Here is a 19723-nt window from a genome sequence, read left to right on the forward strand (position 1 = left end):
TCTGTTTATGCCGCCATATCTTTGCGCTTCATTGCTTTATCAAACTTCCGCACTTGGGTCTCAGATAGCTTCAATATGATATGCACCCACAGCGCATAAATACCTCCGGCCTCTAAGTTTTCCCTGTGTGAGTTTTTCGATCTTACTTTAGCGCTTGGCAAGCGGTATAAAATTCCGCTGCGTCGCACCCTGATACAACTGACGTGGACGACCAATCTTACGCTCGCTGTCGGCGATCATTTCATTCCATTGCGACACCCAGCCTATGGTGCGTGCCACGGCAAAGATAACTGTGAACATATTGCTGGGGATACCCAACGCGCGTAGCACAATTCCGGAATAAAAATCCACATTGGGATACAGCTTACGCTCTATAAAGTATTCATCCCTCAACGCAATCTGCTCTAATTCCAGCGCCATTAAAAATAGAGGATCCTTCTCCAACTTCAGCTCTTTAAGCACCTCATAACAAGTAGCGCGCATCACTTTTGCGCGCGGATCCATGTTTTTGTATACCCGATGGCCAAAGCCCATCAGACGGTATTTTTTGTCCTTCACACCCTTTATAAAATCAGCCACGCGCGACACATCACCGATCTCTTCCAACATTTTCAGCACTGCCTCATTCGCGCCACCGTGCGCCGGCCCCCACAGTGCTGCAATGCCGGAAGAAACACAAGCAAATGGATTTGCTCCACTGGAACCCGCTAGCCGTACGGTCGAAGTCGAAGCGTTCTGTTCGTGATCAGCGTGCAGTATCAAAATCCGCTCCAGTGCACGCACCAGCTTCGAGTTCGGCACATAGTCTTCTGCCGGAGTGGCGAACATCATGTACATGAAGTTTTCCACGTAGCTGAATTCATTCTTAGGGAACATGAATGGAAAGCCGGTGTAGTACTTGTAGGTCATTGCGGCGATGGTCGGCACTTTGGCCAGCAGGCGTAATGCCGAGATTTCGCGATGTTCCGGGTTATTAATATCAAGCGAATCATGATAAAAAGCCGACAACGCACCCACCACCCCCACCATTACCGCCATCGGATGAGCATCGCGGCGGAAGCCGTTAAAAAAACGGGCAAGCTGATCATGCACCATGGTGTGCTGCATAACCTTTCCCTTGAACTCGCTTTTCTGCACTGCATTCGGTAATTCCCCATGCAGCAGCAAGTAGCACACTTCTAGAAAGTCCGACTTTTCCGCCAATTGTTCGATAGGATAACCACGGTAATACAGCAACCCGGCATCGCCATCAATGAAAGTGATACTGGAAGAGCAACTAGCGGTGGAAACGAAAGCCGGATCGTAAGTAAACATGCCGAGCTTACCTAATCCGCGGATGTCGATCACATCAGGACCCAGAGTCCCGGACAGTATTGGCAATTCGATACTACGGCCATCATCCAGCATCAGTGTTGCAACGCGTTTTTCTTTCATTACGCCTCCTGTTTTCACATCTTAATGTAGAGCAGATCACGCTGCTAAAGTTCAAACTGCCTGAAGTAATACTAGCACCGCACACCGTTCACTTTGCAGCGGCGAAGGCCGCGTGTTGGTAATCATATCCCACAGTGTCGGGTCGGGCATATCCAGCAACGTATCAAATGCAGCCTGCTGCGCCTTATTCAAATTTGCATAATGCTGCTCGATAAATCGACCCAGCACGATGTCAAGTTCCAATAGACCGCGTCGACAACGCCAGCGCACACGTTCCAGTTCTTTCATACCGTACGCTTCACCATCAGAGCTTTTATTTTTCCTATGGCTGCCGTGGGATTCAAACCTTTGGGACATACATCCACACAATTCATAATCGTGTGGCATCGAAACAGTCGGTACGGATCTTCCAGATTATCCAGTCGCTCACTCGTTGCCTGATCGCGGCTATCGACGATAAAACGATAGGCTTGCAGTAAACCGGCAGGACCTACAAACTTATCCGGGTTCCACCAAAATGATGGGCAAGCAGTCGTGCAACACGCGCACAGAATACATTCATACAAACCATCCAACTCGGCGCGCTGCGCCGGCGACTGTAAGCGCTCGGTTTCCGGCGGCGGATCGTTATTCACCAAATAAGGCTTGATCGAATGGTACTGCTTGAAAAACTGCGTCATGTCCACGATCAAGTCACGTATCACTGGCAGGCCGGGCAATGGACGCAATTCAATTGGTTGTTTCAAACTGGACAACTGCGTGATGCAAGCCAAGCCATTGCGCCCATTTATATTCATGGCATCCGAACCGCAGACTCCTTCACGACAAGATTTGCGCAAACTCAGGCTGTCGTCTTGCTCCCTGAGAAGAAGCAGCGCATCCAGCAACATCATATCGCCCGCTTCTATGTCCAGCTCATAATTGCGCATATAAGGCTGCTCATCGGTTTCTGGGTTATACCGATAAATTTTGAACTTCATGGTTTTATTCCTCTGCTCATCGCTTCGAGTAATCTGCCTACGTCATCATTCGCACTTGCCAAACCGCTCACCTCAAAATAATTACAAGTTCACCGCCTATTTTTGAACGCGTCCTCGTGTATAGCTACGCTAGTACGCTTTATTTTTTGCTAAATTATATTGAATGCTTCAGTCACTGGCCGCACACCAGATAGTTGTTTTGCATATGACTGCAAAGCTTTTCACACAAGAGCGGCAATCACGACGGCTTACGCCACTTCGATAAGATTGATCAAGTTCCAGTGCTGTGGCAGCCCGACAGAGTTACCAACTTACAATTATTTGATTTTATGAAAAAATTATTTATGTTAAGGCTAGCACTTTCAAAATCGTAACCATTTCCTGGTACCTATTTTTCCAACTTATACAGCGGGAAGTTGTTGCGCTGATTTTTTTATCAGAAAAAGCACTACGAAATTCATCATCACTAGGGTAAACAAATTGCATAGCCTCCAATACAGCTGCTGCAGTGCTGATATCGCCACGTGAAATTTTTTGGGCCACTGAATAATAAATACTCTCTTGTTTATTCGTCGGCTGGCCGCCAATTACAATGTAACGAAACGAAATCGCTATACAATTGCGTAACACACGCTCAAAGTCATTAGCAGATAGCATTCGATGTGCTGCTACAAGCAATGGAAAAGGCTGACGCACTCTAAGCAAGTGCAAGTCTCGAATATACTCCTTGTGATTTACAGACCATTGTGATAATTCCACCTGGGTAAGTGCCAGATAGCTATTAATATCCTCTTCCATACCCTGTAATAGTTTGAAAACTTCCTCACGGCTTGCAACACGGGAACGTATGGTTCTGAAAAGTTCGGACTGCCTGACAAAGGTATGGCGACTAATCCAGTGCACCAGCAAAAAATCAGGAAAACTCTCGCTACCCAAGCAAACTACCATTGCTTCCCAACGATCTTCCAACGCTTTCATTTCATGAAGATGATCCTTATCACCATACAGCACAGAGAAGAGATGGTTTTTCAGCAAATCCGTTGAAGATAGACTTATACCGCGCGCATTGAGTGTTTCAAATACTTTATAGGCATTAAGCCCATCAGTCACACTAATAACAGTAAAGAATAGCCTGTCACTGATTGATTCTACTAGACTGGCCAACGTTACTCCCTCATCCCCGCCAGCAATTTTTGTATATTCACTCATTTTCATCGCAAACCATTCAAATGCTTTGCACAGTCTGCGTTCAGATTCCTTACAACCACTCTGAAAAAAATGATCTAGCGGAATCAAGTAATTTTGAAAATAAACATCGTTATTACGATTGAGCGTGAGCTTGGTTCGTGACACCAACGTTACAGGATCAAGATAGGTAATGTAGGTTTGACGAATTTGATCCATTCGTTGCTGATTATTTTCCGGATTGTTTTTCTCTGCGATCAATCGCGCTAAATTCTTGAGCGCCGCTAGAGTAATCAGCATGAGGGTCGTCAAACGCTGCTGCCCTTCAATCACATCGAATGTTCTGTTATCTTTCGATTGCAATACAAGGTGACCCATATAGTGCGCGGGTTCGCCGTCGGCCTGAATAACCCTCATAATATCTGCCCACAAATCTCCCCATTCATGTTCCGTCCAGCTATAGTCCGGCTGAAAATGAGGTATGCGGTAACTCAAACCACTACTGATCAACTTACGATAAGTATTATTTTCCGTTTTAAAATCAGTTACAGACACGTTTCAATCTCCTGATCAGTACACCCGCGCCTTAAGTGGAAATGATTCCACACTCAATGGCTTCAGCCGAACCGGCTTGTAATCCAGTTTTTGCCCTTCGCTGAAATATAGTGAATGCTTCAGCCAGTGATCGTCGTCGCGTTCCGGGAAGTCATCGCGCGCGTGGCCGCCACGACTTTCTTGTCTCGCCGCAGCGGAAACCATGGTGGCTTGCGCCACTTCGATTAGATTATCGAGTTCCAATGCCTCCACGCATGCAGTATTGAATACCTTACTTTGATCATTAATCATGGTATTTTTGACACGCTCGGCCACTGTGCGAATTTTTTCCACCCCTTGAGTCAGCAGGTCCGGAAACCGAAATACACCGCAATGATTTTGCATCACGCGCCGCATCTCTGCCCCCACTTCGGCCACACTCTCACCATTTTTTTGTGATTTCAGTCTTGCAAGACGTGCCAGCGGACGCTCAGCAGCATCGTGTGGCAATGGTTTTGGATGCGGGTTACGCTGCAAGTCCTCGATAATCTGCCGCGCCACCTCACGCCCGAACACCAACAGATCAAGCAATGAATTGCAGCCCAGCCGGTTAGCGCCATGCACTGACACGCAAGCGCATTCACCCACCGCATAAAACCCCTGCACCACTTCTTCTGGCCCTGTTTTATAAGGGGCGACCACTTGGCCATGATAATTAGTGGGAATGCCCCCCATCATATAATGCGCAGTGGGCACCACCGGAATGGGGTCCAGAGCCGGATCAACATGCGCGAACTTTAGGGAAATCTCCCGGATACCGGGTAAGCGCTGACGAATGACAGCATCACCAATGTGGTCCACTTTCAACAAAACATGATCGCCATGTTTGCCGCAACCGCGCCCTTCCTTGATCTCAGTAGCGATGGCGCGTGACACCACATCGCGGCTGGCGAGGTCTTGGGCGTTTGGCGCATAGCGCAACATAAAACGCTCACCGTCTTTGTTGATGAGATAGCCACCCTCCCCGCGTACACCTTCTGAAATCAGCACGCCCGCGCCGTACACGCCAGTGGGATGAAACTGGAAAAATTCCATGTCCTCCAGCGGAATACCAGCACGAGCTGCCATGCCTAGGCCGTCACCGGTATTAATATAAGCATTGGTACTAGCCTGAAAAATGCGCGCCGCGCCTCCGGTAGCAAACAGCGTGGCGCGCGCCTGCAAAATCATCACTTCACTGGTTTCAATTTCCATTGCCACCACGCCGAGAACATCACCGTCTTCGTCGCGGATTAAATCCAGAGCCATCCACTCCACGAAAAAGATGGTATTGCTCTGCATATTTTTTTGATACAACGTATGCAACAAAGCATGGCCAGTACGATCAGCAGCAGCACAGGCGCGCTGCACTGGGTTCTTGCCATAGTCTTGCATGTGGCCGCCGAATGAGCGCTGATAAATTTTGCCATTTTCCAAACGATCGAATGGCATGCCAAAGTGTTCCAATTCATACACAACTTCCGGTGCCGCGCGACACATGAATTCAATGGCATCTTGATCGCCCAGATAATCCGAACCTTTCACCGTGTCGTACATGTGCCAATGCCAATTGTCCTCGCTGATATTACCCAACGATGCCGCAATACCACCTTGCGCCGCTACCGTGTGCGAGCGAGTGGGAAAAACCTTGGATAATACCGCCACCTTCAAGCCCGCCTCGGACAGTGCCAAAGCCGCGCGCATCCCGGCGCCACCCGCCCCCACGATTACAACGTCAAATGTACGTTTAGCCACTGCCATCACATTCCCCACAAAATTTGTACTGCCCAAATCGAATACAGCAACAGCGCCATTATCACCAGTACATATATCACAAGGCGTGTTCTTGCCGACTTGACGTAATCCATGACAATGTCACGAACACCAATCCATGCATGAAAAAAAACGGCAAATAGAAACAGCAACGAGAACGAACGCATCACCAAGTTCGAAAATAACCCTGTCCAGGTATTGTAATCAAGTCCGATCCAGATATTGCTTTCAAAACGGGAATGCAGCACCACATAGCCCGCAATGAAAAGCGTATAGGCCACCATCAGAACAGCGGTAACACGCTGCACCAGCCAATCCCGCAATCCATAATGCGCGCCGGTTACGATGCGATCTACCATAGCCACGCTCCTATTAGCAAGGTTAAACCCCAACTCACAAACAACACCCACTTGCTACTGGCACGTGCCTGCGCCAGCCCAACGCCAATATGCATGTCAATCGCGAGATAGCGTATTCCAGCGCACAGATGATGTAAAAATGCCCACAACAGACTAATCAAAATTAATTTGCTTAAGGGATATCGTAGCGTAGCGGCCAATTGAGTATATGTCTCGATAGAAAACAAGCTGTACTGCAGCATCTTCAAAAACAGCGGCAAGGTTAAAAACAGTAACAATCCGCTAACACGATGCAAAATAGATACAAAGCCTGGCAAGGGCAATTTGATCAAGCGCAAGTCAAGATGTATAGGGCGATTTTTATTCATTGGCGCACACGAAGTGGAGTTATAAACCAACGTTTGTAATTTTACACATGATGAGTAATTAATTATAAATCAGAAATATAAACGACCAATGGATACCTGAAATAAGGAGCAAGCATACCCTATTGTTAGCAATGAATTGTCGTTGTATGCCCACATGCTGTCGAACCTTTCACTCTTCAAGAATGGTGTTCAACTAGTTATGAGATAAGCTGGAAAAATAGAGTCTGATGCTTCTGTAAAATACTGGGACGTGAACTGACCGAAATCAGGATGGAGCACGATCTGCTAAAAAATGGCGACCTACTTTACGAGGGTAATCGCGGTAAAGTAGGATCGAATGGAGAAATTACGACAACATTATTCCGATGACGTTGATGAACCGAGTTTTTGAGGTTTCGAAGAGCGGGTTTTATGAAAAACAACTTGCTGCTTAACCCGTTAGACTCCACTGCTAAAAACCGACCTCAAGTAACGATTGAACTTATTGGACAAGTTTCTCATGTTTTTTATGTCACAGTTAAGACTCAATTTATTTAGCATTGCGATGTGCTAAAAAATCTGCCTGTTGCAGTTTAACGAGTGCGTGGATATCTTTCTCGACAGGCTGATAAAGAGGGCGGATCTTACGCACAACGATATTGTTCGCTTCTTTAACATCGTCTGTACGTAAAGCAATTAATACGGGTTTCAAACCCTCATTAATGAATCTATTTCGGTTAGCGGCAAATTTCTCGGCCAGTGTTCGTTCAGCGGGTGTGAGGTGGTTAGCCATGTAGGCCTTCCATGTTTGTTCTATTTCCGCAATATTTTCTTCGACCTGTGCCGTATTGTGGCTAATCACTTCGGGCGTCGGTGTTACCAGGGTAGACGCGACTGCAAGTCGGTTTTCCAATAGTAATACTTCAATATGCGCCACCTGTTCGAGCGGAATCGTGCGGTCCTGCTGGGCAACTTTCAGACCTTGCTCGGTCTTGCTCATGCCGACAATCAATAGCGGTAGAGCACAGAGCATTCCAAACAGCAGCGCCAGCTGAACCCGTCCGAAACCATTAACAATGAGTGGGCCTCTAATATGGGTCAATTCTTCTTCAAGGGGTTCATATCCTTTGCTGACTTTTCTGCCCGCGAGGGGGTGATTGGAGAAAGGCTGGAACCGGTCGAAGCCTTTCACGATGACGGTACCGCCCGTGTGCGTATAGTCTTCTTCAAAGTGTTTGAGAAATTCCATGAAACTATGGTCAACCAGTTTGGCCTTGGAGAAGTCCAGTTCTACTTTTTTTCCGGTTTTTAATTGGTTGAACGCATTTTTAAAGCCCATCAGGTTGGAGAATATGGCAGCGCCCTGAATGGTTAAGTTATATTCATCTTCTTTTTCTTTCAGGGTGTAACGCGCCTTGAACATGCTGCGTAGGGGAGCTCCATTGACAATATGGATGATAAATTTGGCTACGATGCCTGAGGCGATTCCTATCAGTAGATCCGTCGCGATGGTTGCGGCAATGGTGATTAAAAAGACCACTAATTGCTCACTCCCAATTTTGTAGGTTTTGTAGAACAGCGACGGGGAAGCGAGTACGTAACCCACAAATATCAACATGGCTGCCAGTGCGGCATTGGGGATCATTTCAATCACGGGGATCATCAGGAGCATGGCCACCAGCAAGAAGAAGCCATGAAAGAAATTGGCCCAGACGGTACGACCACCAAAGCGTACATTGGCTGAGCTACGTGCGACTTCAGATATCATCGGGAGTCCGCCCAATAATCCCGAGACGACATTACCAGCTCCGACGGCAGCCAGGTCTTTGTTGAAATCCGACTGCCGCTTCCAGGGGTCCAGTCCATCCACCGCTTTGACGGTCAGCAATGATTCCAGGCTGCCTACGGCCAGGAGCATGAAGACATATTTCCAGAACACAAAAGTGGTGATGGCAGAGAAATCGGGGTTGTATCCGACTGAAGCCCAGAAGTTGCCGATATGAACCAGGGCATGAGCGGGTTGTGTGGTGTTGAAGTCCAACATGAAAGCCGCGGGAATGGCGATTAACAGCACGATCATGGGGGCCGGAATTTTTTTCAAGAAGTTGATTTTTATTTTCGGCATACCGAATAAGATGATCAAACTGATCATGCCAATGATGGCAATCGGTTGATTGGCGTGCATGACAGAGTCGGGAATGCGTTCCAAAAGTCCAATGGGATCCAGTCCTTTTAATGTGGACGGGTCAATTCCCAGCAAGATATGGATTTGTTTGGAAAAGATGATTATTCCGATGGCCGCCAGCATGCCGTGCACGGCCGAATGCGGTATAAAATCACTGAGTGAACCGGCTTTCAAGAAGCCTAGAATGATTTGAATCCATGAAGCAACGACAATGACGCCAAGAGCAAGATGCCAGCCTTCCGGACCGCCGCCCAGTTCGGTGACACATCCTGCACAGATGGTGATTAAGCCCGCAGCAGGGCCTTTGATGGTCAGACGTGAGCCGGCAAAGAAGCTGACAAATAGACCTCCAATCATGGCGGTAAGCACGCCCATCGCAGGGGGAAATTCGCTGGCTTTCGCGATGCCTAAACTGAGCGGTAACGCCAGCAGGAAGACCAGAAATCCCGAGATGAAATCAAATCGAAAATTTTCCTTTAATCCGGCTATACCCTCTTTGGGAAAAGATGATTGAATGGAACTCATGATATGTTGCTCCTAATTGTTGGGCAAAAACTTCCGGCTTGACAGTCGTAGGGTTAGGGTCTTTTTTTACGGCGCTTTTAACCGTACTGACTGATTGTCAATATACGATTTATCCGGCGGTTTATTGTCTAGCATGGGGGGCTGTCTTTTTGCTTATAGAGACCGACGCTACGTGACAGCATCGAGTAGCTCACTTCCAGCATCACCATCAGACTAATCAAATCTTGCTTCTTCCGAGAGAACACCAAACTATTCGGCCAATGCCGCAAAAATCTTGGTTCCTTAATTAGCATAATCAATTTTCACTCCTCTATTAATTATCATGTTCACCATGGTTTGTATTGAGAATTCCCCATTCAATTCTAATTAAGAAGACCTGTTCGGATGTGCATGATAAGTTTTAATATGAGGCCCAAGAAAGATACGCGCATACATTCTAATCAGTGAAAGTCCCGAAATTACGTAACTTAAGGCAGCGAGAAATACCAGGCTAGCCTGATCTTCATGAATGTGAGTAAATATTAGTTCTACCCCAATAAATGTTGGAGTCATTGGGAATGACATAAGGCCTAAACAAGCTAATAGAAAAATAAAAGCTAATCTAGGATGCTCGTAAGAGTGACCTTGAAATTGATCTAAGGTGATTTTGTGTTCGTGAGATTTGAGTTCATTCAGGCAAGCGTAGCCTAAGACACCTGAAATAATTACGCCACTTAAATACAGAATGATTTCATTGGTACTTATATCGCCATTTAACGAAATAGCGAGAGGTCTATATAGATGCATGACAATTACTAAGACCCAACTTAGCAGAGCATTTTTTCTTTCTGCAAATGATTTGAGCAGCATCACCAAACCAATAAATGCAAAAAATTCAGGTAAGTATTTGTATACTTCTTTTGGTATTAACTCTTCATTGAATAAGCAGATTAGACCAATAAGATAGGTCACAATAAAGAAAATAAAAACTTCTTTTCCTGAGAAAAAATTTAATTTTCTACCACACCATTTTAATGGGTTCCAAAAGAAACGATATACGAAGCTATCCAGATTAAACTCTTTAAGACATAACAAATAAATTGAGTACTCTACTTTTTTGAGAACTGAATTTCTATCAATATAATGACGTGGAATAAAATTATAAAATTGCTCGCGAATCATATAGCTTACGACCGAGGGCGACACCAATAGTTGATAGGTTCTTAAAAAGGCGTTTCCGGCAAAATGTATTAAAGCAAGGCCGTGAAAACCTAAAGCAATTTCAATAAAAATCAGCCCAATTTGTGCAATCGAGGAATAGGCAATTTGCGTTTTAACGGATGACTGGACTCGTGCAATTCCTGTCGCAACAATACTAGTCAATAAACCTAAACATATGACCGTTATTACTATGGAAGTAAGGTGTTCCCAAAAAGGAAATGTTCTTAATAAAAGGAATGCACCTAAATGAACTGAGAGCGATCCATAAAAAATTGCACTGGATGGAGTTGGACCTTCCATTGCTCTTGGAACCCAGGAAGAGAAAGGAAGTTGACCTGATTTTACTGCGGCGGCAAGTAATATCATTAACGAAATAAGAACACCCAGGAGAGGATGGTTTTGAAGATGCTCGCTAATAAATTGTTTATCGGTTAATTCTGAAAAATTAATATTTTTACGCCATAAATAATGATTCATCCACATAACAATGAGTAAACTCATATCGGCAATACGAAATACTGTAAAGACCTTGAGTGCATTTTTTATAGGCAAATATCTATCTCTATAAAATCCAATCAACAAAAACGAAGAAAAACCAAGTATCTCCCAGCCCACAAACAAGGTCTCAAAATTTCCTGAAAATATTATTATGTTATAGCCAATATAAAAGAAAAGAATGATGTTAAAAAATCGTTTGTAACCACTTTCTCTATGAAGATACCAACGGCAATATTGTGTCACCAGAAATGTCAGTGCCGAACCAACAAATAGATAAACAGCACTGATTTTATCAAAATAAAAAGAGACTAGAAATTGATACTCTTTTGTTTTAAAAAGAATAATCTCACTTTTCTCAAGTGTTGGATGATTATAGAGTAGCCATATAATCAGGAATACCCAAGAAATAATTAAATGCAAACCCACGGTGAAAAGAACAGTCCGTGAGACAGCATTTTCCATTTTATCTGGGATAAACAGACTAAAAATAAATCCCACAAATGGTATGAGTATAAAAAATTGAAGCAGTGCTGTAAGTAGCAAAGTCATATTAAAACCTTAATTAATTAAGTAGACTGGCAAATTCTCTTTAGTGGCTTCAACTATATGTGTTGATTCTGCTGCTTTAACTGATTCAATTAAAGTAATCGCATCCGAAATAGAGCCAAGAGCTCGTGTTAATGGACGGTAAAGAGAGAAGCTCCCGTCTTTAAATAAGAAAATCTCGCGCGTCTCTGGATTTACTGCAACTAGCAGAACCCACTCATTCAAATAAAATTCATAATTTGCTGGTAGCTGATTAATTGCTCCCAATACAATTTCAGGAAAGTGTTCAACAATAACCAGGAGACGGATAGGATCATGAACTTCAATCATCTGACTTGGGAGACCTGATCTTAAGTCGCCATCACTGCCATTAGCCACGCCAATAAGTCCCATAACATTATGGGGAAGCTTGGTTCCTGCACCCAGTTTGTAATTGTCAACACGTGAAAAAAAATATTCGAGACTGATACCCCCCATAACCGGTGCAATAGGTTTCATAACATTACATAGATACTTTCCTTCAGGATCCAGCCTATAATCGTAAGAGCTCATAGACGACCGCCTATCTAGATAGATGTCCTTTGATAAAGTTCGCCTGCCGACAAAACAAACTGCGTTGGTTGAATGGTTAAGTTCTTGTCGAGGTTCGAATAATGAAACTGATCTCCTAAGAATTTCTCCATGAATTTTTTTAGCGCTCAAGTTAGTATCAATTGACACTAATCTTCTCGATCTTTCTTTTGAATTTAAATCCAAAGCCTTGACAAAAACGGGGGTGTTTTTTTTATGGTTTGTCGAATTCACAGGAGAAAGTAAGTTCTCATCGAAATAAGTGATTTCGTCACGCGTAGTATCATGAAGGGCGCCTAGAAATTGTGTTTCTATGGGAATGACTAGCCCTCTTGAACTCAACAATGCTCTAACTTCAGAGTGATTAGCCATCACGCAAAATACTCTTGCATTAACTGAACCAGGCCTACCTCCACAAGCTCCGCAGTCATAAGCACAATAATGAGGATTATTAATACTGGTTGCACCATGTCCAACAACATAGACAATTGATGCGAAATCTTTGACAAGTCCAATGCTGGTTAAAATTGTTTCTACTCTTTGAGTCATCTCCTCGATTGTAAATCCCACTTGTAAATCGTTTTCCCGATGGTTCGTAAATTTGTTCTCAACAGTAAGGTTCGAAGCCTTATCCATATGTGCAATCGGTGAGGCCATGGCAGGCATCGCGGAAGGTCGAAAAATATTCAGTGCCAGTTTAAATCCTGACAACAATCCCAATGTTTGAGTAACTAGCCAGCCTCGAAAAAGAGAATGTGATACTTTAGAAAAATAGGCTTCTTTCTTCCTCTTTTTTTTGGTTTCTGTTTCCTTAATTAAATATTTTGGTGTAACAGGTGCAGGACAACATTTTGTATAGAATTTTCCATGCTCAGGTTGAAAATAGAATTCAACGCCAAAGAATCCAGGTGTAGCAAAAGTTTCACATTCAGAATCAATTCTTTCAAGGTAACGACGGAAGGAAAGCTCCCTATCATCGATACATGTAAACACTTGAAAACTTTTGTGGAATGGTACTGTTTCCTCCTTCTTTTTTTGCAATTGAATAGCGGCAAGCACTTGATCATAATAAGACCATTCAAAAGCATCTTGCCAAATTGAAAGGACTTCATCCAATTCTGTGTTGGGAACTTCATCAAAAAGCTCTACAGGTCTGTTTTTTAAATTGCTGCCCATTGGCAACCAATCCTCTTCCAATTGGAAGTCAAGTGCATCAATCTCTAATAAGAGTTCAAAAACAATTAAGTCATGAATTGATATTTTTTTTGGGTTCAACAGAGATTGCGGTTGATCCTCAACAGTGGACACCATACCCGACCAACCTTGATGTGCAAATTGCTGATCATATAAATATTGCTTGTAAAGCGATTCGGCACCAACAAGAATTTTTAGTAAATCTTCAATTTTACAATTGCCCTTAAGAAGGAGTTCTTTAGCTCTTTTTCTTTTAAAGAAACTTGTAAAACTGTTTGCTTCTATTTCTCTCATTGAAGAAAGAAAGCCTTTATGCCCAACAGGAAAACCCCATATTGAAATTCCCTGATCAAGATAGCTACAAAGAATTCTGAAAAGCAGTGGATGTACAAATAAATCCAGGTCTATGCGGTATTGCTCTTTCCAATTTAATCGCAGCAAACCAATTCTTGATGAAATAGAAGTGTCATATTTCTTGCTAAGCACATTTTTCATCCATTCATTTACATGCTCTAAACCCTTTCTTTCAGCAATCGTTCTTTTTAGAATATCTTCCCGGATACGTGTAGATATATAGAGCGATCTATAATCTTCTAACTGAAGGGAGACAAAATAACCAAATATTTTTGATGCATGACGAATGCCATCATAGAACTTAAGATGCTGAAATGCATGTAACGTGTTGTGATGAATAAAATCTTTTAGTGGGGCTTGACTAGGCAAATAGTGCTTCAATTCATGAAGTACTTCTTGTTCATTAAAAATAGAATTATTTGAATTCATTGTTATAAGCTCTATGTAGTGTTCTTTTTCTTTAAACCGATTGTGGCAATTAAAATTTTTTTTAATTAACGTGACGCACTACTTCTAAATATTTGGTAAATTATTCTTAATTTTTAAAATGGTATGGGTAATGTATGTTTATGAAAAAATCTTGTCAAACTGAAGCTTGATATATGTCGATCATCAAAATTTGATGATTTTTACTCATTTATACGTTACTGACTTTACTTTTCTTTATTTTTAAATATGATAATAACCAAAACGATACATAAAAAAATAGTGATTCGCCTTGCTGAAATTCGTGATGTTTTAGTTATCACTCAATTTAATCAAGCGATGGCTTTCGAAACAGAAAAAAAAGAATTAATACCGAAAGTAGTATCAAAAGGTGTCACAAAAATTTTAAAAAATTCTAATTTTGGATTTTATGTGATCGCTGAACGTAACAAGGAAGTCATTGGATCACTAATGGTAACTACCGAATGGAGCGATTGGCGAAATGGTATGTTTTGGTGGATTCAAAGCGTTTACATCAAGCCAGATGAGCGTCGAAAAAAGATTTATACCCAGCTATATAATTTTGTTAAAGAGTCTGCGAAAAATAACCCCAGTATTTGCGGGTTTCGTCTTTATGTGGAAAATGAAAATATTCTTGCCAAAAACACATATGAAGCTCTTGGCATGATGGAAACAGGTTATCGGATATACGAAGAACTGAAACCAGAAACTCACAAGTAGATCGTGTATTCAGGGAATTTCGTGCTCGTTTCATCGGTAAGCCCAGTCCGTGCACTTCTTTTGGAAAGCTTCGACCTTGCTCTCACCCGCCGCAGAGATGTCTTTAAACAATTTTTTTCGCGTTATTCAGTGCCAAGGCAGCATTATTGCCACTCTAACTCAGTTATAGTTCAAAACCATGTACCCTATTTTGAACCACTCCTTCCGCTCATCCAACTACTGCCAACCTCCACCAAGTGATTTATAAAGATCCACCATTGCGTCAATTTGTTTTTGTTTCGTTTCAATTAAATCTTTTTTGGCATCCAAGGTATCCCTTTGTGCCAATAGCACATCCAGATAGTCCACACGGGCAGATTTGAATAGCTGGTTAGCAACCTCAATTGATTGGGCAAGCGCTTCCACTTGGCTTGTCTTAAGCTGATAGTTTTTGTCGAGGTTATCGATATTTGAAATTTGATTCGCTACTTCCGTATAAGCTTTTATAATACTTTGCTCATACTCATAAGCCGCCTGAATCTGCTTGGCATTGGCGTTTTTATATTCCGCTATGATGGCATTTTTATTGATCAGCGGAGCCACTAACCCTCCGACGATAGTGGCCGCCAAGGACTCTGGCGTATTGATCAGGTATTTAAGTGCGAAAGCATCATACCCTATTCCGGCGTTTATGCTAAAGGAGGGATAGAAATTTGCCCTAGCCACCTTTATGTTTAATGCCGCTGCCGATAATTCAAGCTCCGCTTGCCTAATATCAGGCCTATTTTGTAGCAATTGTGACGGAATACCTGTCTTAAGCACTTTAGGTTTTAACTCCATAAAACCACTAGAAGCACGCTGGATAGGCTGCGGCGTTCTCCCTAACAAGAAATTTATCCGGTTTACAACAACATTAACATGTTGATTTAATTCGTATATTTTACTTTTGTTTTTTGCCACTTCTGCTTCATAACGTCTGACGGCAAGTGCGGTTGTCCTTGCATACAGCTGTAGTTGCTTGACCATCTCCAAACCATTTTGCTGGATACTAATATTTTCCTCTAAATTCTTAAGCTGGTTGTCCAAGGTAAGCAGTTCATAGTACGAATGGGCTACTTCAGCGACCAGATTGGTCACTAAAAAATTTTTACCTTCTTTTGATGCCATATACTCGAGAACAGCCACCTGTTTCGCATTCCGCAACTTTTTCCATACGTCGATCTCCCAGGTTGAAAAGAGCCCAAAGTGAAAATCGCCCAAGTACGTAGGGAAGGCTTGGCCATTGGCTCTTGGGAGATTTTCGTCAACAGCGCCATTGCGCGTAAACTGGCCGGTTCTGTCCCCGCCTGCACCAGCACCAATATTTACAAATGGTAAATATTGGCCTCTACGCGCTTGAATTTCATTCTGTGCAACACTGATGCGCTGCATCATGATATTAATTTCTTTATTGTTAACAACAGCTATATCTATCAAACTTAATAAATTAGGATCATCGAAAAAATCTTTCCATTTAATACTCGCCGTATTGGTCTGTTCCGAAATGCCCGCTTTATAACCAGCAGGAAGACGCGTGTCTTCTTTTTTGATTATTACCTCAGGAGTACCACAGGCTTGCAACACCAGCCCCAAAACGCCTAAAGCCATAAACTGAAATGTTTTAGTTTTCGTTGTCATTTGGGCCGTAGTGATAAGTTTCGGTTAAAGGATCAAGGTCTTCATGTTGAATTAATTTTTTGCCTTCTATCATTTTGGCAAACATATAATAAAGCCCTGGAATAATGATGACACCAAACACGGTACCGAAAAGCATCCCACCCAGCGCTGAGGTACCAATTGTTCTGTTGCCTACTGCGCCCGCCCCCGTAGCCATCGCTAAGGGTACCAGCCCGGCTATAAAGGCAAAGGAAGTCATCAAAATCGGTCGAAAGCGCTCTTTTGCACCCGCAATCGCCGCTTCTAAAACAGTCATGCCTTGGGTTTGCTTCTGGGTTGCAAATTCGACAATCAATACCGCATTTTTGCCGAGCAAACCAATTAACATAATCATTCCCAATTGAGAATAGACATCATTGGCAAGCCCTAATCCTTTTAATAATAAGAAAGCACCGAAAATACCGGGGGGCAGCGAACATAGCACGACCAAAGGCAAAACAAAGCTTTCGTATTGTGCGGCTAACACCAGGTAAACAAACATGATAACGATCGCGAAGATCAGCAGGGCTTCATTGCCCCGGAGGGCTTCATCAAATGACAAGCCTTCCCAGGCAACCTCAAAACCATGCGGCAAAGTGGCTTTCGCAACCTCTTCAACTGCGTTGATGGCCGCACCAGTGGTATAACCCGTTGCGGGCTCGGCGCGGATCGCCGCCGAGTTATAGAGGTTGTAACGTGTGATCTCGTTGGGTCCCTGCTTTTTCACCATAGTCATAAAGGCGGAGTACGGCACCATTTCGCCTTTATCATTTTTTACAAAATATTTCAACACATCCTCAGGGGAACGCCGGAATTCCGGCAAGGCCTGGGCGTAGACTTTAAAAAAGTTATTGAAGCGAATAAAGCCCTGTTCATAGGTACTGCCGATCATGATGTCCAGGTGATTCATCGCTTTTTCGATGGTAACCCCTTTTTGCATGGCCAGTTTATTGTCGATGACCAGTTCGTATTGCGGATAATTGGCCGCATAAAAGGTAAACAAGCCGGTCAGTTCCTTACGTTTACGCATCGCATCCATAAACGTTTGGTTAATTTTATCGAACTCGAAATAATCCGTGTCTAATGTCTTGTCTAATAAGCGAAACGCCAAGCCCGATGCCGCTCCGTATCCCGGCACTGCCGGAGGTTGAAAAAACTCGATGACTGCGCCCAAGTTATGGGTTTTTTCCTCCAACTCGTGGATAACATCTAGTACCGAATGTTTACGTTGCGACCAATCTTTCAGGTTGATAATACTGGTGCCTGCATTCGATCCGCGGCCTTCGGTGAGTATTTCGTAGCCGGCTAAGGAAGAAACCGATTGTACGCCTTCGATTTTTGCTGCTATCACTTCCAGTTGCCGTGCCACTCTGTTGGTCACTTCGATGGTTGAGCCGGGCGGTGTTTGAATAATCGCATAAATCATGCCTTGGTCTTCGCCAGGAATAAAGCCCTCAGGCAAGGTTTTATCGATCATGAAAACGCCGAAGCCAAACCCGGCCAACACCAAAAGCGTGACAATGCGCCGGGTGACCGTGACATTCAACAATTTGATGTAGCGCCCGGTGACCTTTTCGAAAACAGAGTTAAAACCATCGATGAAAAGGCTGATTGGATTTTTCCGTTTCGGCTGGCCGTGGGTGTTTTTAAGGATCATGGCACACAGTACCGGGGCAAGCGATAAAGCCACAACTGCTGAAATAATGATCGACGACGCCATAGCGATAGAGAACTGTCGATAAAACACCCCGACCGGCCCTGGCATAAACGCAATTGGGATGAACACCGACACCATGACCAGTGTAATCGCCACAATGGCGCCGCCAATTTCCCCCAATACTTTTCGGGAGGCCTCATATGGGCTGCAATTTTCGGCTGCCATTTTTGCATGCACAGCCTCTACCACCACAATGGCATCATCGACCACAATACCGATAGCCAAGACCAAGGCAAACAAGGTGATGAGGTTAATGGAAAGCCCGAACGCAGACATAACGGCGAATGCTCCGACCAGCGAAACCGGTACCGCAAGAATGGGGATCAAGGTAGAGCGCCAGTCGCCGAGGAAAATAAAGACCACCAAGGAGACCAATATGAAGGCTTCAACCAAGGTGTGTAGCACTTTTTCGATGGACGCATCAACGAAACGCGACACATCGTAATTGATTTCGTATTCCATGCCTTCCGGGAAGGACTTTTTCATTTCTTCCAGTTTTTCCTTCACATTCTCTATGACCTTTTGGGCATTAGTGCCGTAGTTTTGCTTCAGCACGATAGACGCCGAAGGGTACCCGTCTTTATCAGAGAAAATATTATAGAACTCGCTGTTTAGATCGACCCTGGCAACGTCTTTAATGCGCAGAATTTCGCCGGTCGGGGTAGACCGGATAATAATGTCTCCATATTCTTCCGGCTTGTTGAAACGTCCTTTATAGACCAGCACATACTCTTTGGATTGGGCGGCTATGCCTGTGCTTTGTCCCAGTCGACCAGGACGTCCGATAATGCTTTGATTCCCGATGGCCTCCATCACCTCCTCTGACGAGACGCTATAGGCCCGCATCCGTTCCGGATTCAGCCAAATCCGCATCGCATATTGGCGGGCGCCCAATATGGTTGCTTGGGCGATTCCAGTAATGCGCTGAATTTCCGGAATAACATTGACGTAGGCATAATTAAATAGAAGCTTCTGATCGGCGTTTTTATCTTTGCTGAAGAGGTTGACATACATGAGCATGCTGGGCTGGACGAAGTTCACAATCACGCCTTCCAACTGCACCAGTGTGGGCAGTCTGCTCATCATCTGATCCACGCGCGTCTTCACATTAACCATCGCGATATTGGGATCGACACCTAGATTGAAATACACTTGAATGGTCGCTTCGCCAGCGCTGGTCGCATCCGAAGTAATGTATTTCATGCCGGGCACGCCATTGATAGCGCGTTCTAACATAATCAGGGACGATTTCACCAGTACATCGGCACTGGAACCGGGAAACGATATCGAAACCGTGACCCGCGGCGGCGCAATATCTGGAAACTGGGAAATGGGCAATGATTTCATTGCCACAAACCCCATAAACAGGAACATCAGCGATAACACGATCGCCATTACAGGTCTCTTGAGAAAAATATTAAACATGGTTTAATCCTGACCTG

The 19723-nt window shown here is 43.9% G+C and carries 14 protein-coding genes; 1 reads left to right on the forward strand and 13 read right to left on the reverse strand.

From position 1 onward, the window contains the following. Window positions 1-147 precede the first annotated feature (147 nt). The 11 genes from gltA to MKZ32_RS11580 form a co-directional block, all read right to left on the reverse strand. Complete coding sequence (gene gltA / locus MKZ32_RS11530) at window positions 148-1434, reverse strand: citrate synthase (RefSeq protein WP_239797399.1); 1287 nt, start codon at window positions 1432-1434, stop codon at window positions 148-150. A 51-nt stretch (window positions 1435-1485) separates the two neighbouring features. Then, on the reverse strand, window positions 1486-1722 hold the full coding sequence (locus MKZ32_RS11535) for an FAD assembly factor SdhE (protein ID WP_239797400.1): 237 nt from the start codon (window positions 1720-1722) through the stop codon (window positions 1486-1488). Next, a complete protein-coding gene (locus tag MKZ32_RS11540; RefSeq protein ID WP_239797401.1) occupies window positions 1719-2414 on the reverse strand; it encodes a succinate dehydrogenase iron-sulfur subunit in 696 nt (231 codons plus the stop codon). Before MKZ32_RS11540 ends, MKZ32_RS11535 begins: the two co-directional genes overlap by 4 nt. 342 nt (window positions 2415-2756) lie before the next feature. Beyond that, window positions 2757-4154 (reverse strand): DUF262 domain-containing protein, encoded by a 1398-nt coding sequence (locus tag MKZ32_RS11545; RefSeq protein ID WP_239797402.1) that lies wholly within the window; start codon window positions 4152-4154, stop codon window positions 2757-2759. Window positions 4155-4169: 15 nt separating this feature from the next. Beyond that, window positions 4170-5933 carry a succinate dehydrogenase flavoprotein subunit gene (sdhA, locus tag MKZ32_RS11550; protein ID WP_239797403.1) on the reverse strand — a complete coding sequence of 588 codons (1764 nt, stop codon included), beginning with the start codon at window positions 5931-5933 and terminating at the stop codon, window positions 4170-4172. Continuing rightward, a complete protein-coding gene (gene sdhD / locus MKZ32_RS11555) occupies window positions 5933-6304 on the reverse strand; it encodes a succinate dehydrogenase, hydrophobic membrane anchor protein (protein ID WP_239797404.1) in 372 nt (123 codons plus the stop codon). The genes sdhA and sdhD overlap by 1 nt, the downstream gene beginning before the upstream one ends. Further along, window positions 6298-6672: a succinate dehydrogenase, cytochrome b556 subunit gene (gene sdhC, locus MKZ32_RS11560; RefSeq protein WP_239797405.1), complete on the reverse strand. Its 375-nt coding sequence runs from the start codon at window positions 6670-6672 to the stop codon at window positions 6298-6300. The genes sdhD and sdhC overlap by 7 nt, the downstream gene beginning before the upstream one ends. Window positions 6673-7201: 529 nt before the next feature. Further along, a complete protein-coding gene (locus MKZ32_RS11565; protein WP_239797406.1) occupies window positions 7202-9361 on the reverse strand; it encodes a SulP family inorganic anion transporter in 2160 nt (719 codons plus the stop codon). 128 nt (window positions 9362-9489) lie between these two features. Next, window positions 9490-9660 (reverse strand): hypothetical protein, encoded by a 171-nt coding sequence (locus MKZ32_RS11570; protein WP_239797407.1) that lies wholly within the window; start codon window positions 9658-9660, stop codon window positions 9490-9492. Between the two features lie 67 nt (window positions 9661-9727). After that, window positions 9728-11608, reverse strand: a complete 1881-nt coding sequence (locus MKZ32_RS11575) for a proton-conducting transporter transmembrane domain-containing protein (RefSeq protein ID WP_239797408.1) — start codon at window positions 11606-11608, stop codon at window positions 9728-9730. Window positions 11609-11617: 9 nt separating this feature from the next. Continuing rightward, window positions 11618-14152, reverse strand: coding sequence for a YbcC family protein (locus MKZ32_RS11580; RefSeq protein WP_239797409.1), 2535 nt, complete (start codon window positions 14150-14152; stop codon window positions 11618-11620). Window positions 14153-14398: 246 nt separating this feature from the next. On the opposite strand from MKZ32_RS11580, the gene MKZ32_RS11585 reads away from it, so the two are divergent. After that, on the forward strand, window positions 14399-14890 hold the full coding sequence (locus tag MKZ32_RS11585; protein ID WP_239797410.1) for a GNAT family N-acetyltransferase: 492 nt from the start codon (window positions 14399-14401) through the stop codon (window positions 14888-14890). A gap of 216 nt (window positions 14891-15106) precedes the next feature. Here MKZ32_RS11585 and MKZ32_RS11590 read toward each other — a convergent pair whose 3' ends face one another. Continuing rightward, window positions 15107-16546: a TolC family protein gene (locus MKZ32_RS11590; RefSeq protein ID WP_239797411.1), complete on the reverse strand. Its 1440-nt coding sequence runs from the start codon at window positions 16544-16546 to the stop codon at window positions 15107-15109. After that, entirely contained in the window at window positions 16530-19706 is a 3177-nt protein-coding gene (locus MKZ32_RS11595) for an efflux RND transporter permease subunit (protein WP_239797412.1), read from the reverse strand. Before MKZ32_RS11595 ends, MKZ32_RS11590 begins: the two co-directional genes overlap by 17 nt. Between the last annotated feature and the right edge of the window lie 17 nt (window positions 19707-19723).

The organism is Candidatus Nitrotoga arctica (assembly GCF_918378365.1).
Classification (GTDB): Bacteria; Pseudomonadota; Gammaproteobacteria; order Burkholderiales; family Gallionellaceae; genus Nitrotoga; species Nitrotoga arctica.